Here is a 14,149-nt window from a genome sequence, read left to right on the forward strand (position 1 = left end):
ACTCATGGTGCATATGAGGTCACTCCAGCACAGGTAGCGGCACCGGGCATCCTGTGGTTGTCACCCGGGAGGCGTCACGGATCCCTTCTCCCCTCGGTCACCGCACGACGGACGCGTACACCGCCGCCCGGCCGGGTGCGTCCGGCTTCGCCCATACGGCGGTGAAGCCGTGCCCGGTCGCGGCCAGCCCCATCTGCTCACCCAGGAAGTAGCCACGGGGGCTGGCTTCGTCGGGGATGCGCGGGGCCTTGCGCATGTCGAACGAGGTCGGGGTCAGCCGGGTCTCCCGCCAAGTCGCCCTGCCGGATCCGCAGTCGACCGGCTTCGGGTGGCAGCGGGCCAGCCAGCGGTCGGTGAGCAGGGGGGTGCCCTCGTCGTTGTGGCGGAAGTCGGAATGGGCCACGGCGACCGTGCCGTCACGGCCGACGGCCGGCGTCACCGTGAAGGCCTGCTGGTTCGGCACGGGGACGGATGCGGGCGTGCGGTTCACCTTCACCGGCTCGGACCAGGTACGGCCGCCGTCGTCCGACGCCACCAGGGCAACCGCGTCCGCGCCGCCACCGCTGAACCGCGAGTCCTGCCAGGCCGCGTAGATCCGGCCGGTGCGCCGGTCGACGGCGGTGTCCGAAAGCAGGCTGGTGGTGTGGGAGACCTGCTCGCCGGACTCGGGGTCCTGGAACAGCCACCTTGTGCGCTGGTCGGCCACCTTCACCGGTGCGGACCAGGTACGGCCGCCGTCGGTGGAGCGTACGGCCTGCAGGGTGAGCCGGCTGGTGATCGGGCCCTCGCCGAACCTGACCCTGCTGTACACGTCGACCAGCGTGCCGTCGTCGAGCACGCTCAGCCGGTGCCCCGAGATCAGATGGCCGTCTCCCGCGTCCGCCACCAGCACGGGTGCCGCCCAGCTGCGTCCGCCGTCGGTGCTGCGGCTGATCCAGGCGTCGTTGCGGGTGCGGCTCTGGGCGGGGAAGCGCGGGGTGACGACGTACAGCACCTCCGGGTCGCGCGGGTCGGTCACGGCCGTACCGCCCCCGTGTCCGCCCTGGTCCGGGTCCGTCGCCTCGACGACGACCGCGGGACGGGTCCAGGTCCGGCCGTCGTCGGCCGAGCGCACGGACAGGGCCGCGCTCGCCGAGCCGTCGGCCATGAAGAGACCGCCGGTCACCAGCAGCGCCCCGTCCCCGGTGAAGGTCACGGCAGGGCCGTCCACGTAGTCGTACGTGCCGCCCGAGCACCGGGTCAGGCCGGGGACGACGGTCCGGGTCCAGGAGCGGCCGCGGTCGTCGCTGACGGCGAGGACCACACCACGTTGCCGGTCCTGCGGCCACGCGGCGGCGAGTCGGCGCGGGTCGTGCGGGTCGACGGCGAGCTGCGGCTCGATGGCGCCGTCGGCCATTCTGGGGTCCAGCGCGCCCGGCGCGCAGTCGGCGAACGGGCTGTCGGTGGAGAGGCGTTGGGCTCCGGTCGCCGCGTGCGCCGGGGCGACGGCCAGAACGGGTAAGGCGACCAGGGCAGCGGTGAGAACGGGCAGGATGCGGGACATGGCGTCGGCTCCTTCCGGACGGTTGTCACCATCCTCGGGAGCCCGTCTGCCGGTGTCGTCGTACGCCGGGCGACGCCGCCGCTGCGTCCCGCGCAGTAGCTAGGGGACCCGCTGCCCCTTCCCCAGCGCAATCACGCCACCCTTGGAGACGGTGTACAGGTCGGAGTCCCGCTCCGGATTGACGCCGATCGTCGCGCCCGGCGGCACCTCGACGTTCTTGTCGAGTACGGCGCCCCGCACCACCGCGCCCCGCCCTATGCGCACGTTGTCGTGCAGCACCGCCCCCTGCACCACCGCCCCCGGGTCGACCACCACGCCCGGCGAGAGCACGGACCGCGTGACCTGGCCGCGGATCAGGCAGCCTGCGCTGATGATGGACTCGCTGGCCATGCCGCCCGCGTTGAAGCGGGCCGGGGAGAGCTGGTTGGAGTGGGTGTAGATGGGCCAGCTGCGGTTGTAGAGGTTGAACGCGGGGCGCTCGGCGATGAGGTCCATGTGGGCGTCGTAGTAGGCGTCCAGGGTGCCGACGTCCCGCCAGTAGCCCCGGTCGCGGTTGGTCTCGCCGGGGACGTGGTTGGCGCTGAAGTCGTAGAGCTGGGCCTCGCCCCGGTCGGTGAGCTGGGGCAGGATCGAACCGCCCATGTCGTGCACGGAGTTCTCGTCCTCGGCGTCCCGCTGGAGCGCCTCGATGAGGACCTTGGTGGTGAAGATGTAGTTGCCCATCGAGGCGAACACGCACTCCGGGTCGTCCGGGAGGCCGGGCGGGTCGGCGGGCTTCTCCAGGAAGCGCTCCACGCTCAGGCCGTCCGAGCCGGGGCTGATCACGCCGAAGGACGACGACTCGCTCCGCGGTACGCGTATGCCGGCCACCGTCACGCCGGCGCCGGACTCGATGTGCTGCGCGAGCATCTGGCGCGGGTCCATGCGGTACACGTGGTCGGCGCCGAACACCGCGACGTACTCGGGGCGTTCGTCGTAGACCAGGTTGAGGGACTGCAGGATCGCGTCCGCGCTGCCCAGGTACCAGCGCGGGCCGAGCCGCTGCTGGGCCGGGACCGGGGTGACGTAGTTGCCGAGCAGGCTGGACATCCGCCAGGTGGTGGTGACGTGGCGGTCCAGGGAGTGCGACTTGTACTGGGTGAGGACGCAGATGCGCAGGATGTCGGCGTTGACGAGGTTGGAGAGGACGAAGTCGACGAGACGGTACGTGCCACCGAAGGTGACCGCCGGTTTCGCGCGGTCCGCGGTCAGGGGCATCAGGCGTTTACCCTCACCGCCAGCCAGCACGATTCCGAGCACCGAAGGTCCTCCCCCAGTCTCGGCTTCGCTCGACCGGGGGTACCCCCATCGACGCATGGCCGCTCCCCTCACCCTGGTTGCTCCCAGCCTGCCCCTGAGCACCGTGCGCTAAGCCTGTTTGAGGATCTCCCCGTAGAGCCGGGCCGTCCGGCGTGCCACCGCGTCCCAGCCGAACTCCCCCACCGCGCGCTCCCGTCCGGCCTCCCCCATCCGCGCGGCGGTCCCCGGGTCGCCGATGAGCGAGTCCAGCGCCCGCGCGAGGCCCGCCTCGAAGTCGTCGTCGAGCGGGACGAGCAGGCCCGTCTTGCCGTCGTCGACGACTTCGGGGATGCCGCCGACCTGGGAGGCCACCACGGGAGTTCCGCAGGCCATCGCCTCCAGGTTGACGATGCCGAGGGGTTCGTACACCGAGGGGCAGACGAACACGGCGGCGTGTGTGAGGAGTTGGATCACTTCCGGGCGGGGCAGCATCTGCGGGATCCAGTGCACGCCCTCGCGGACCCGGCTCAGCTCCTGGTAGAGATCGCGGAACTCCCGGTCGATCTCGGGGGTGTCCGGGGCCCCGGCGCACAGCACGACCTGCGCGGCCGGGTGGATGTCCCGTACGGCGCGCAGCAGATGGGGCACGCCCTTCTGGCGGGTGATGCGGCCGACGAACAGGACGTAGGGGCGGTCGGGGTCGAGGCCGAACCGGTTGAGGACGTCGGTGCCGTGGTCGGGCCGGTACAGGGTGGTGTCGATGCCGTTGTGCACGACGTGGACCCGGGCCGGGTCGAGCGCCGGGTAGCAGCTGAGGATGTCCTCACGCATGGCTCCGGATACGGCGATCACCGCGTCGGCGGCCTCGATCGCGGTGCGCTCGGCCCAGCTCGACAGGGCGTATCCGCCGCCGAGTTGTTCGGCCTTCCAGGGGCGCAGCGGCTCCAGCGAGTGGGCGGTCATCACGTGCGGGATGCCGTACAGGAGCTTGGCGAGGTGGCCGCCGAGGTTGGCGTACCAGGTGTGGGAGTGGACGAGGTCGCGGCCTTCGAGGCCGGCGGCCATGGCGAGGTCCACGGAGAAGGTGCGCAGCGCGTCGTTCGAGGTGTCGAGCGCCGACCAGGGGCGGTGGCGCAGCACGCCCACCGCGCGGCCCTCGCCCCAGCAGTGCACTTCGAGGTCGACGAGGTCCCGCAGCTCCCGGGCGAGGAACTCGACATGGACACCCGCGCCGCCGTACACGTCCGGCGGGTACTCCCGGGTCAGCAGTCCCACACGCACCCGGAACCCCCTGTTCTCAGCGGCTTGTTGCCCTTTCATGGTCACCCAGATGGGGCGCGTGGGGAAGAGCGCGGGGCTCGTGTGAAGCAACAGTCACCGCACACTCCGCCGCCCGGCACGCGGTAGTAGAGGCAGCAGCTGCGGCGCCGGAACGCGGTCCCGGAGAGGGTGCCGGTGCCGGCGAGGAGGGGATGGCCGAAAAGCTCCGCGGTCAGAGCGTGGGCCCGGGCTGCGGTGTCCGTACGGCCGCCTGTGCGTGCCCACTGGTCCAGTTGCCGGGCGGCGCCCGCGAGGGCGGATCCCGCGTTGCCCCACAGCAGCCCGGCGGCCACCCGGTAGCGGGCGTGCACGGCTTCGGTGAGCGGCTGGAGGTGGCGGTGCAGGACGACGTCCGCGACGGTCGCCGGGTCCGCGGGGAGCGGGTGCGCCTCGGTGAGCCACAGGTCGTCCGGGGCGCTGCCGTCGGGGTCCCAGTGCAGCAGGCCGGGGTCGAGGTCGGGGATGCGGCCGTACAGGGCGGCGCAGCCGAGGGTCACCGACCAGAGCCGGGCCGCGAGGCCCTGCTGGGCCACGGAGGCGGCGATCCGCAACTCGGGGGCGCGCAGGGCGTTCGCGACCTTCCGGACGCGGAAGTCCAGCGGGTCCCCTTCGGTCCTTGACGAGGTTTCCCGGTAGGTCTCCGCCAGGGTCGGGAGCGGCCGGGCTGCTTCCCCGGGGGTGCGTAGTACGAAGAAGGCACCGAGGGGCCGGAGCGCGGCGAGATGGGGGTCGAGATCCACGAAGGGCAGTAGTACCAGGGCCCGTCGGGGTTATCACCTGGGGGTCTCCGCCCGGGGTCACCCGTCTTGGGGATGACTCCGCAGGCGTCGTACTCCATCGGTAGTACGACACAGTGCGTGCTCTGGTACGACGACGGGAAGAGGTTTTCGCGGCATCGTGTTGATTATGAAAGCCGACCGTTCGCCGCGCCGGGGTCAGCGGCCCCGCCTCACGCAGAGGACCAGCTCATGAGCGCCCTCGCGTTGTCCGTGCTTCTGTCGCTCGTCTCCGCCGTCGCGTACGCGGGCGGGGCGATCGTACAGGAGCGTGTCGCGGTGTCCTCTCCGGGACAGCAGTTCGCGCCGATGCGTCGGCCGGGCTGGTGGGCGGCGGTCGCGCTGAACGGCCTCGGTGGTCTGCTGCACGTGGTGGCGCTGGCTTTCGGTCCGCTGAGTCTGGTGCAGCCGCTGGGCGCCCTGACGATCGTGTTCGCGCTGCCGATGGCGGCGCTGTTCGTGGGCCGCAAGGCCGGGTCGACGGCCTGGCGGGGCGCCATCATGGCGACCGTGGGTCTCGCCGGACTGCTGTCCCTGGTCGGCGCCTCGGAGTCGCAGTCGCTGGCCACGGCCGAGCGGGTGGTCGTCGCTCTCGTGACCGGCACCGTCGTCGTGACGCTGATGATCGCGGGGCGGGCGGCCCACCGGCATCCGGCGGTGCGCAGCATGCTGCTCGCGATCGCTTCCGGCATAGCGTTCGGCATGTCCTCGGTGTTCACGAAGATCGTCGCGGTCGACTGGAACGGCGGGGTGTCGGCGGCCGACGTGCCCGCCCTGGCGACGATAGGCGTCTTCGCAACGGCCGGTCTGCTGTTGTCCCAGGCCGCCTACCGCGGCGCGGGCCTCGCGGCGCCGCTGGCCACGCTGACGGTCGTGAACCCGGTGGTGGCGGCCGCGGTCGGCATCACGATGTTCGGCGAGACCTTCCGGTACGGCACCACGGGCACCGTGCTCGCCCTGGGCTGCGGTGTGGTCGCGGCGGGTGGCCTGATCCTGCTGACCACGGAGCGGATCGCGCGTACGGAGACCGCTGACTCGGCGGCTCTGCCCGAGGCGCAGACCTCGCCGGCCGGCTCCGCCGCGCTGCCCGAGCCGGACGCGGCTCCGGTGCCCGCCGGGGAGCTGCTCGCCGGCGTTCCGGAGCAGGTCGCGGCGATGCCGCACGAGGGTGTCCTCGTACCGGAGAAGGAGCTCCTCGAAGCGGACGGATCCGAGATCCGCGTACCGGACGGGATCGAGGACATCCTCGTACCGGCCCAGATCGCGGAAGGCGCGTACGAGGACGAGTCGCCGCAGGCCGAGAGCGGGCCCCATTACCTCTACGGTCCGTTCTACGGCGGCCCGTACGTCCCGACGCCGGTCCTGGACCGGCACCGCATCCGCGTCAAATCCTGACGCCTCCGGCCCGGAGATAGGCCACCGGGTCGATGTCCGCGCCGAAGCCGGGCCCCGTCCGCACCTCGAAGTGCAGATGCGGGCCCGTGCTGTTGCCCGTGGACCCGGAGCGGCCGATGCGCTGCCCGGCGCCCACCGACTGTCCGTCCTTGACGGAGATGGCCGACAGGTGCGCGTACTGGGTGTAGCGGCCGTCGGAGTGCCGGATGACGACCTGGTAGCCGAAGGAGCCTTCCCACCCGGCGCTCACGACCTGCCCGGCGCCGACGGACTTCACGGACGTCCCGGTCGGCACGGGGAAGTCGAGGCCGGTGTGGTAGCCCTTCGACCAGGCCGAACCCGCCTTGCGGTACGGGGTGCCCGACGGGGCGCTCACCGGGGAGACCATGGAGCGACTGGTCGTCGTCGCCTGCTCTTCCCGTTTCGGAGTGGTCTTCTCCGAAGATGTCTTCCCGGGCGAGGACTTCGGGGTGGCCGTCGGCCGGTCCGTCTTCGGGGGCGTCGTCGTGGCGGCCTTGCCGCGCAGTGCGAGCCGCTGGCCCGGCAGGATCAGGTCGGGGTCCGCGCCGACGGCCTTCCGGTTCGCGGCGTACAGGCCCCGCCAGCCGCCCTTGACCTGCTCCGACTCGGCGATCCCCGAGAGGGTGTCGCCGTGCACGACGGTGTACATCTCGGCGGTGCCCGCCCGTGACTGCGGCGGTGTCTGCGGCTGGACGTCCTGCACCGAGGTCTTCCTGCCGCTGCCGGCGGGGTGGATGTCGGGCGTGTCGCCGCCCCGCGTCAGCCCGGCCCGTACCGAGCACACCGGCCAGGCGCCGGGCCCCTGCCCGTCCAGCACCTTCTCCGCGACGGCGATCTGCTGGTCCTTGGTGGCCAGATCCGCACGCGCCGCGTACCGCGGGCCGCCGTACGCCTCCCATGTCGACTGGGCGAACTGGAGCCCGCCGTAGTAGCCGTTGCCGGTGTTGACGTCCCACCGGCTGGTCGACTCGCACGCGGCGACCTTGTTCCAGGTGCTCACGTCGGCCGCCTGCGCGGCACCGGTGCCGATCAGCGGGAGCGCGATACCGGCGCCGCCCGCGGTGACGGTGAGTGAGGCGCGGTTGATCCTGTTCGGCTGGTACCGGCGGTGCCGGCCGCGTACGGCCATGAAGGAGCCCCCCATTGACATGCGTCAGGAGGGGCAAAAGTAAGCGCTGCGAACGAGCCATGACAAGACAGCAAATCAGCCGCCTCTTCACGCCAAGTGGCGCGCGACCGGCGCGCGTTGCCCGGCGCTCCGGGACGACTGAGTGCGCCGGTGCCTTCCGTCCGTATCTGCCTGCGCGACATCGCGCCACCCGGATGTGCGGTCGGAGTACCGGCACGTCAGGATGGACGAGGGGCAATACTGGCGGGCATGAGCGGTACCCGTACCGCTGCTGTATCGAGATCACTAGGAGCCAACGCATGAGCACTTCGGCGCAGATCGGCGTCACGGGTCTCGCGGTCATGGGCCGCAACCTCGCCCGTAATTTCGCCCGCAACGGCTATACGGTCGCGGTTCACAACCGGACGTCGGCGCGCACGCACGCGCTGGTGGAGGAATTCGGGAGCGAGGGCGACTTCATCGCGGCCGAGACCGCGAAGGATTTCGTGGCGGCGCTGGAGCGGCCGCGGCGCCTTGTGATCATGGTGAAGGCCGGTGAGCCGACCGACGCGGTGATCCAGGAGTTCGCGCCGCTGCTGGAGCCCGGTGACATGATCATCGACGGGGGCAACGCGCACTTCGCCGACACCCGGCGCCGTGAGCGCGACCTGCGTGAGCAGGGCATTCACTTCGTCGGCATGGGTGTCTCCGGTGGCGAGGAGGGCGCGCTGCACGGCCCGAGCATCATGCCGGGCGGCCCGAAGGAGTCGTACGACTCGCTGGGCCCGATGCTGGAGAAGATCTCCGCGAAGGCGAAGGACGGCGCGCCCTGCGTGACGCACGTCGGCCCCGACGGCGCCGGGCACTTCGTGAAGATGGTGCACAACGGCATCGAGTACGCCGACATGCAGCTCATCGGCGAGGCGTACCAGCTGCTGCGGGATGTCGCCGGGTACGAGCCCGCGCAGATCGCGGACATCTTCCGCACCTGGAACGAGGGCCGGCTGGACTCCTACCTGATCGAGATCACCGCCGAGGTGCTGTCGCACGTGGACGCGGCGACGGGCAAGCCGTTCGTGGACGTGGTCGTCGACCAGGCCGAGCAGAAGGGCACCGGCCGCTGGACGGTCCAGATCGCCCTGGACCTGGGCGTACCGGTCTCCGGCATCGCGGAGGCGGTCTTCGCCCGCTCCCTGTCCGGGCACGCGGCGCTGCGGGACGCTTCGCGGGAGCTGGTGGGCCCGAAGGCGTCGCCGCTCAGCGAGGCGGAGGCGGGGGCGTTCGCCGACCGGGTGGAGCAGGCGCTGTACGCGTCGAAGATCGTGTCGTACACGCAGGGCTTCCACGAGATCGACGCGGCTCGCGCCGAGTACGACTGGGACATCGACCTGGGCGCCGTCTCCGCGATCTGGCGCGGCGGCTGCATCATCCGCGCGGCGTTCCTGGACCGGATCCGCTCGGCGTACGACGCCCGGGCCGACCTGCCGAGCCTGCTGTCCGACGACACGTTCGCGCAGGAGATCGCCGCGGCGCAGGACGACTGGCGTGAGGTGATCATCGCGGCCACGCGGCAGGGTGTGCCCACGCCGGGGTTCGCTGCGGCGCTGGCGTACTACGACGCGCTGCGTGCCGAGCGGCTGCCTGCGGCGCTCACGCAGGGGCAGCGGGACTTCTTCGGGGCGCACACGTATCGGCGGACCGACCGGGACGGGTCGTTCCACACGCTGTGGGGTGGGGACCGCTCGGAGGTTTCCGCCCAGTAGCTCGGTAGGGGCGGTCGTATGGCGGGTGCGGGTGTGTGAGGGCTGGTCGCGCCCACGCGGCGGAGCCGCAGATCGACAGGGCCCCGGCCCCTCAGGAGAAAGCGGTGGGCGGCATTGAGAAGCGCCCACCGCTTTCTCCTGCCCGGCTCAGCTGAGTGGCGGGCCCGGTTCCGGGCTCGGTACCGGCTCCGGGCCCGGGGGGATCGGAGACGGGGACGGGTCCGGGGGTGCGGGCGGGGTCGGCGGTGATGGCGGGGTCGGGCCCGGGGCCGGAGGCGGCTCGGGAGCCGGCGAGGGCTCCGGGGGCGGTACCGGATGGGGGTCGGGAGGCTGTGGCTCCGGGCCCGGGGTCGGTCCCGGCGGGACGGGGTCCGGATACGGGTTCGTCATGGCGTCCTCCGGCCAATCGGTGCGCGTCGGCTCTGGACTACTCCCCCGCGTACCCGAGGGCCGCGCCGTCAGTCACTCCCCCGCCTCGACCGGGGCGCCCAGGTGGGCGTCAGAAGCGCTCGGGGTGCTCCCGCAGCCAGTCCATCGCCGCCTCCAGCAGCCCCGGGTCGGCCGCAGGGGCCTCGTCGGGGTGACGCTCGGCCCACGTCACGACGTACGGGCACAGCGGCGCGACGACGGCTTCCTCGCGCGCCGCCATGCCGTACAGCTCGCGTGCCAGGGAGCCCGCGATGCCCTTCCCCTCGTGGGCCGGCTCCACGACGGTGTGGACGGGGACCAGGGCGCGCGCCGGGGATTCGAGGACGAAGTACTCGATGCGGCCGGTGACTTCGTCGCCCAGGAGGGCCTCCAGGCGGCCCGCCGCCCGGTCGTCACGGATCTCGATGTCGCTCATGGCACGCTCCTGGTCCGTCGTCAGGCTGAGGATGAGTGCGGTCAGGCCACCGGCACGGCCTGGGGGCTGCGCTCCTGGTCCGAGCCCGGCACCGGCTCGGACGGGTCCGCGCCCAGGGCCACGATCCGGTTGGCGCCGTCCACGTGCACGACCCGCGGCTCGAACTCCCGTGCCTCGGCGTCGGTCAGCTGAGCGTAGCTGATGATGATCACCAGGTCGCCGGGGTGGACGAGATGGGCGGCGGCGCCGTTGATCCCGATGACCCCGGACCCGCGCTCGCCCTCGATGACGTAGGTCTCCAGGCGGGCGCCGTTGGTGATGTCGACGATGTGGACGAGCTCACCGGGCAGCAGGTCGGCGGCGTCGAGCAGGTCGGCGTCGATGGTCACCGATCCCACGTAGTGCAGGTCGGCCTGGGTGACGGTGGCGCGGTGGATCTTGGACTTGAACATGGTTCGCAGCATGGAGGTACTCCCGGACCTAGGCTCCCTGCCTGCGTTATTGCAGGTCAAGGGCTGTTTCCTTACCTTATGACGAGTCGCGGGGTCGGCCGGCGTTCGCAGGATGGCGGGGACTCGTGCTGACCAGTTGCCGACTTTCCCGAGACACCGACGGGCCACACCCTGGGTCTTTCCGCTCACCCAGGACTGTCACCACGACGGCGGCGACCAGCCTACGCATCAGCCTTCGCCGGCCTCCGTGACCTTCGCCACTGGTGCCCGCAGGTTCGGGTGTACACGCCGGCGGTCCGCCACGCCCCAGGGCGACGGGTGGATCAGGCATGCCCCCGGCGACGGCGATGCCGCCGGGCGTTCACCGGTCGACGCGGCAAGCAGAGCCGAACGCTCGCGTATGACGCCGAGGCGCAAACCCGGTCCGTCGGCCCGGACAGCGACCTCCGAGGCCACGTGCTCATGACACAAGATCAGGTATCATCACCGGCCAGAAGGCATGGACCGCACGGGAGTGTTCGGCCGTTCGGATCAGGGGGCGCGGAGCATGTCCAGTACGGGCTCGGACGGCTACAGGATCCACGCGAGCGGCATGGACGGCGAAGCCGGAAAGCTCGACCGGGCGGGCGACGACGTCGGCGCCATACGCAAGGCCGTGGAAGACCCCATGTGCTACGCACCGGACGCTCTCGGCGGCTCCGACTCCGGCCCCGCATACGACAACTTCGCCGCCGCCTGGCAGGCCGAGGCGAAGACGCTGGAAGCCGCGCTGCACGAACTCGCCGACAAGGTCGGCATCTCCCAGCGGAACTACGAGGGCGCCGACCACGAAACCATCGTCGCGCTGCACTCGGCGGGCGCGAACGGCGGCCTGACGACCATGCCCGCACCCGCCGCCGCCCAGCCGGGGATGAGCACGGGCCTCACCCCGGGGGCGCGCCCCGCCACCCTCGGCGCGCCGCCCATCGGCACGCAGCCCACGCCGGGCGGGCCTCCGCCGAGCCTCGCCGACTTCGACTGACGGACCGGCGCACGCCACACAGACCGACACACCGGCGACCGCGCGCGCCCGGCCGGCGTGTGTGTTTCCACCTGACACCTGAGCAAGGACAACGGGGCTCTCACCACATGGCTGACGCAGGCGAATCCACCACCGACCGCAAGGAAAAGATCGACCGCTACACGGGAGACCTCGCGACGGCCGGCAGCAAGAACGAGGTCCTGGAGGCCATCGGCAACCTCCTCGGTGTCTCCGCGCCAGTCGGTTCCCCGAGCACCCTGGACGCCATCGCCCAGCGCTACAAGAGCCAGGCCGACGACGCCGCGGACGTGCAGCACCGGGTCGAGAAGGTCGCCGCGTCAGGGCTTCCGTCGGTATGGGTGGGCAGCACCGGCGCCAAGGCGGCCGAGGTGGTGGCGGCGGCCAGCCGTTCCGCCGAGCAGATGGCCGAGGCGTTCCGCAAGGCGTCCAAGGCCCTCTACGAGCTCTCTGACGCGCTCACCTCCGCCCAGTCCAAGGACGCCGACGGCCGCGAGCAGTTGCACAAGGCCCGCACGATACTCGGCGGCGAGGACGGCTTCTTCGACGACATGGTCGAGAAGGACGCCGAGGAAGCCGACCGCGAACGGGCCCAGGACATCGCGGGAACGGGGGCCAACTTGCGCTACGCCGCCGCGCAGGAGGCGGACGACGCGGCGCGGACGGCTGCGCGGGAACTGAACAAGTACGCGGCCGAGGCCCGTGCCGGGCAGATGCACACCGACAACATCTCCGCCGCCGACCGCCTCGTCCTCGCCGACGCCGGCGTGTTCGGCGGGCCGCGGGAACAGAACGAACTCCTCACCGCGGGGGACCTCGAACGCTCCGGCCGTTTCATGGAGAAGATGAACGCGCGGGACGAGGCCCGCTTCGAGCGCATGCTCGCGGATGCCAGGACGCCGCAGGAGCGGGCGTATCTGGTCAAGGCACTGGCCGCGGGCTACGACGTGGACGAGGTCGGCCAGTTCCGCGACAAAATCCACGGCAGGGACCCGGCCTGGCTTCAGCAGCACCTCAGCCCGATCGTCACGGCCGGCGACAGCAAGGTGAACGAGGGGGTCAACGCGGACGGGTCGAACAAGAACACCGACTACCAGTGGTTCGGCGACGAGAAGTGGTCCCAGGAGGGCAACACCTGTGTGCCGTCCAGCACCGTGACCGCCCGTGCCATGGTCGATCCCGTCTACGCCCTGGAGCTGACCGGCGGACCGTCCGGGCAGGAGAACGACCCCGACGCCTTCCGCGACCGTCTCCACGACGAACAGCTGCGCCTGCACGAGGAAGGCGACGGCGACAACACGCACTGGTGGTCCGACGTTCCGGATGGAATGGACAGCGACGGGCAGAACGAGATCGCCAACGACGAGATCAGCCCGCACACCGGCAGTAAGTACGAGTACCAGCAGGTTCGCGGTGCGGACGAGCGTCGTGACGTGCTGCCGGACATCGAGAAGTCCGTTGCCGAGGGCAGACCCGTCCCCATCGAAGTGGAGGGGTACGACAAGGACGGCCGGCACGGACACCAGATGATGGTGATCGGCCAGGAGGGCGACATGCTCCAGATCTACAACCCGTGGGGCCAGACGACCTGGGTCAGCGAGGACGACTTCGTCAACGGCCACATGAACAAGGCATCCGACTCCCGCATGCCCGACGCATACGCCATCCACCTGCCCGCCGACCGATAAGTGAGCGTCATGACCAGCGCCCTGCGCCGACTCGCCCTTCCCGCCCTGCTGATGACCCTGCTCGCGGGCTGCGGCCTCACCGGACCGGACACCTACGAGCTGGGTGAGAAGGACATACAGGTGGATCAGGGTGAGGAGTTCACGCTGTCCGTCCCGGTCGACACCGCGATGGGGGAATGGTGGTACCTGACGTCGCCGGAGCCCGACCCCGACGTCGTCCGGAAGACGGACAAGCGGGAGGACATCGAAGCCGACGACGACGCCGTCGGCAGCGGGAGCGGAACGGACTTCTTCGACTTCAAGGCCGTCGGTCCCGGCACGACGAAGATCCGGCTCATCCAGTGCCCGCACGGTGCCTGCGCCGGCGGCGGCGATGCCGGCGGTCCCGTCACGCCGTCCCCTGTCCCGAGCGGCAGCCCCACCCCCGACAAGAAGTACCGGGCCACCATCCACACCTACACCGTCACCGTGAGCAAGCCATGACCTCCGCACCGCAGACCCCGCACACCCCGCCCCCCGGCCGGACCGACGACGAGCTTGCGCAGTCGGACATCCCGGCGATGCTGCGTTACGGCCTCTCCTTCGCCGGACCGCACCGCACCGCCCTGTTCGGCGACGGCGCGGTGGGCGCCGCCGTCCTGCTGGACCGCATCGGCATCCAGCCGCGGGCGGTGGCCTTCCTCGCCAAGGTGGTACGCCGCGGGGGCGTCCGGTACGCGGCCGAGCTGCGCGAGCCGGTGCCGGGCGATGAAGCGGTCTCCATGGTGCGCGCGTGGCTGGAGTCTGCGGCCACCGCCGTCGGCGGGGTGGACGGCGACGAGGACGCCGCCCGCTGGTTGGAGGCCGTCGCCGAACTGCTCAGCCTCCGGCGCGTCCACGTCTCTCGGATGGCCGGGGAGTGAGCGGCGGGCCTCCGGATCAC

General features: G+C 71.4%; 13 protein-coding genes. 6 read left to right on the forward strand and 7 right to left on the reverse strand.

Translation table 11 applies throughout. From position 1 onward, the window contains the following. Window positions 1-97 precede the first annotated feature (97 nt). The 4 genes from ACZ7L5_RS11525 to ACZ7L5_RS11540 all read right to left on the reverse strand — a co-directional run bounded on the left by ACZ7L5_RS11525 (window position 98) and on the right by ACZ7L5_RS11540 (window position 4,881). Window positions 98-1,543 carry a sialidase family protein gene (locus ACZ7L5_RS11525; RefSeq protein ID WP_471516412.1) on the reverse strand — a complete coding sequence of 482 codons (1,446 nt, stop codon included), beginning with the start codon at window positions 1,541-1,543 and terminating at the stop codon, window positions 98-100. 99 nt (window positions 1,544-1,642) lie between these two features. Next, on the reverse strand, window positions 1,643-2,899 hold the full coding sequence (glgC, locus tag ACZ7L5_RS11530) for a glucose-1-phosphate adenylyltransferase (protein WP_471516414.1): 1,257 nt from the start codon (window positions 2,897-2,899) through the stop codon (window positions 1,643-1,645). A gap of 51 nt (window positions 2,900-2,950) precedes the next feature. Continuing rightward, window positions 2,951-4,102, reverse strand: a complete 1,152-nt coding sequence (glgA, locus tag ACZ7L5_RS11535) for a glycogen synthase (RefSeq protein ID WP_471516416.1) — start codon at window positions 4,100-4,102, stop codon at window positions 2,951-2,953. Window positions 4,103-4,143: 41 nt separating this feature from the next. Beyond that, window positions 4,144-4,881, reverse strand: a complete 738-nt coding sequence (locus ACZ7L5_RS11540) for a (2Fe-2S)-binding protein (protein WP_471516418.1) — start codon at window positions 4,879-4,881, stop codon at window positions 4,144-4,146. Between the two features lie 228 nt (window positions 4,882-5,109). Between ACZ7L5_RS11540 and ACZ7L5_RS11545 the strand changes: the two genes are divergently transcribed. Beyond that, entirely contained in the window at window positions 5,110-6,312 is a 1,203-nt protein-coding gene (locus ACZ7L5_RS11545) for a DMT family transporter (RefSeq protein ID WP_471516420.1), read from the forward strand. Here the strand turns inward: ACZ7L5_RS11545 and ACZ7L5_RS11550 are convergent. Continuing rightward, the gene (locus ACZ7L5_RS11550; protein ID WP_471516422.1) at window positions 6,302-7,462 is read right to left on the reverse strand and encodes a transglycosylase family protein; all 1,161 of its coding nucleotides are present in this window, start codon (window positions 7,460-7,462) and stop codon (window positions 6,302-6,304) included. The two genes, ACZ7L5_RS11545 and ACZ7L5_RS11550, sit on opposite strands and share 11 nt — an antisense overlap. 299 nt (window positions 7,463-7,761) lie before the next feature. Here ACZ7L5_RS11550 and gndA point away from each other — a divergent pair, with 299 nt between their 5' ends. Further along, a complete protein-coding gene (gndA, locus tag ACZ7L5_RS11555; protein ID WP_471516424.1) occupies window positions 7,762-9,204 on the forward strand; it encodes an NADP-dependent phosphogluconate dehydrogenase in 1,443 nt (480 codons plus the stop codon). 499 nt (window positions 9,205-9,703) lie between these two features. Here the strand turns inward: gndA and ACZ7L5_RS11560 are convergent, their stop codons facing one another. Together ACZ7L5_RS11560 and panD are read right to left on the reverse strand one after the other, a co-directional pair. Further along, window positions 9,704-10,048, reverse strand: a complete 345-nt coding sequence (locus tag ACZ7L5_RS11560; RefSeq protein WP_471516426.1) for a GNAT family N-acetyltransferase — start codon at window positions 10,046-10,048, stop codon at window positions 9,704-9,706. A 41-nt stretch (window positions 10,049-10,089) separates the two neighbouring features. Further along, complete coding sequence (gene panD, locus ACZ7L5_RS11565) at window positions 10,090-10,512, reverse strand: aspartate 1-decarboxylase (protein ID WP_471516428.1); 423 nt, start codon at window positions 10,510-10,512, stop codon at window positions 10,090-10,092. Between the two features lie 535 nt (window positions 10,513-11,047). Between panD and ACZ7L5_RS11570 the strand changes: the two genes are divergently transcribed. The 4 genes from ACZ7L5_RS11570 to ACZ7L5_RS11585 all read left to right on the forward strand — a co-directional run bounded on the left by ACZ7L5_RS11570 (window position 11,048) and on the right by ACZ7L5_RS11585 (window position 14,129). Next, window positions 11,048-11,521: a WXG100 family type VII secretion target gene (locus ACZ7L5_RS11570; protein ID WP_471516430.1), complete on the forward strand. Its 474-nt coding sequence runs from the start codon at window positions 11,048-11,050 to the stop codon at window positions 11,519-11,521. A 107-nt stretch (window positions 11,522-11,628) separates the two neighbouring features. Next, a complete protein-coding gene (locus ACZ7L5_RS11575; protein WP_471516432.1) occupies window positions 11,629-13,227 on the forward strand; it encodes a peptidoglycan-binding protein in 1,599 nt (532 codons plus the stop codon). 9 nt (window positions 13,228-13,236) lie between these two features. Then, window positions 13,237-13,710: a protease inhibitor I42 family protein gene (locus ACZ7L5_RS11580; RefSeq protein WP_471516434.1), complete on the forward strand. Its 474-nt coding sequence runs from the start codon at window positions 13,237-13,239 to the stop codon at window positions 13,708-13,710. Continuing rightward, window positions 13,707-14,129 (forward strand): hypothetical protein, encoded by a 423-nt coding sequence (locus tag ACZ7L5_RS11585; RefSeq protein ID WP_471516436.1) that lies wholly within the window; start codon window positions 13,707-13,709, stop codon window positions 14,127-14,129. The genes ACZ7L5_RS11580 and ACZ7L5_RS11585 overlap by 4 nt, the downstream gene beginning before the upstream one ends. The last annotated feature ends 20 nt before the right edge of the window (window positions 14,130-14,149 follow it).

The sequence above is a fragment of the Streptomyces sp. NPDC107528 genome, assembly GCF_055639295.1.

Coding starts and splice junctions, on each gene's coding strand:
- ACZ7L5_RS11525 (WP_471516412.1), bottom strand. CDS start 1,543: ATGTCCCGCATCCTGCCCGTTCTCACCGCTGCCCTGGTCGCCTTACCC.
- glgC (WP_471516414.1), bottom strand. CDS start 2,899: ATGCGTCGATGGGGGTACCCCCGGTCGAGCGAAGCCGAGACTGGGGGA.
- ACZ7L5_RS11545 (WP_471516420.1), top strand. CDS start 5,110: ATGAGCGCCCTCGCGTTGTCCGTGCTTCTGTCGCTCGTCTCCGCCGTC.
- ACZ7L5_RS11550 (WP_471516422.1), bottom strand. CDS start 7,462: ATGGCCGTACGCGGCCGGCACCGCCGGTACCAGCCGAACAGGATCAAC.
- gndA (WP_471516424.1), top strand. CDS start 7,762: ATGAGCACTTCGGCGCAGATCGGCGTCACGGGTCTCGCGGTCATGGGC.
- ACZ7L5_RS11560 (WP_471516426.1), bottom strand. CDS start 10,048: ATGAGCGACATCGAGATCCGTGACGACCGGGCGGCGGGCCGCCTGGAG.
- panD (WP_471516428.1), bottom strand. CDS start 10,512: ATGCTGCGAACCATGTTCAAGTCCAAGATCCACCGCGCCACCGTCACC.
- ACZ7L5_RS11570 (WP_471516430.1), top strand. CDS start 11,048: ATGTCCAGTACGGGCTCGGACGGCTACAGGATCCACGCGAGCGGCATG.
- ACZ7L5_RS11575 (WP_471516432.1), top strand. CDS start 11,629: ATGGCTGACGCAGGCGAATCCACCACCGACCGCAAGGAAAAGATCGAC.
- ACZ7L5_RS11580 (WP_471516434.1), top strand. CDS start 13,237: ATGACCAGCGCCCTGCGCCGACTCGCCCTTCCCGCCCTGCTGATGACC.
- ACZ7L5_RS11585 (WP_471516436.1), top strand. CDS start 13,707: ATGACCTCCGCACCGCAGACCCCGCACACCCCGCCCCCCGGCCGGACC.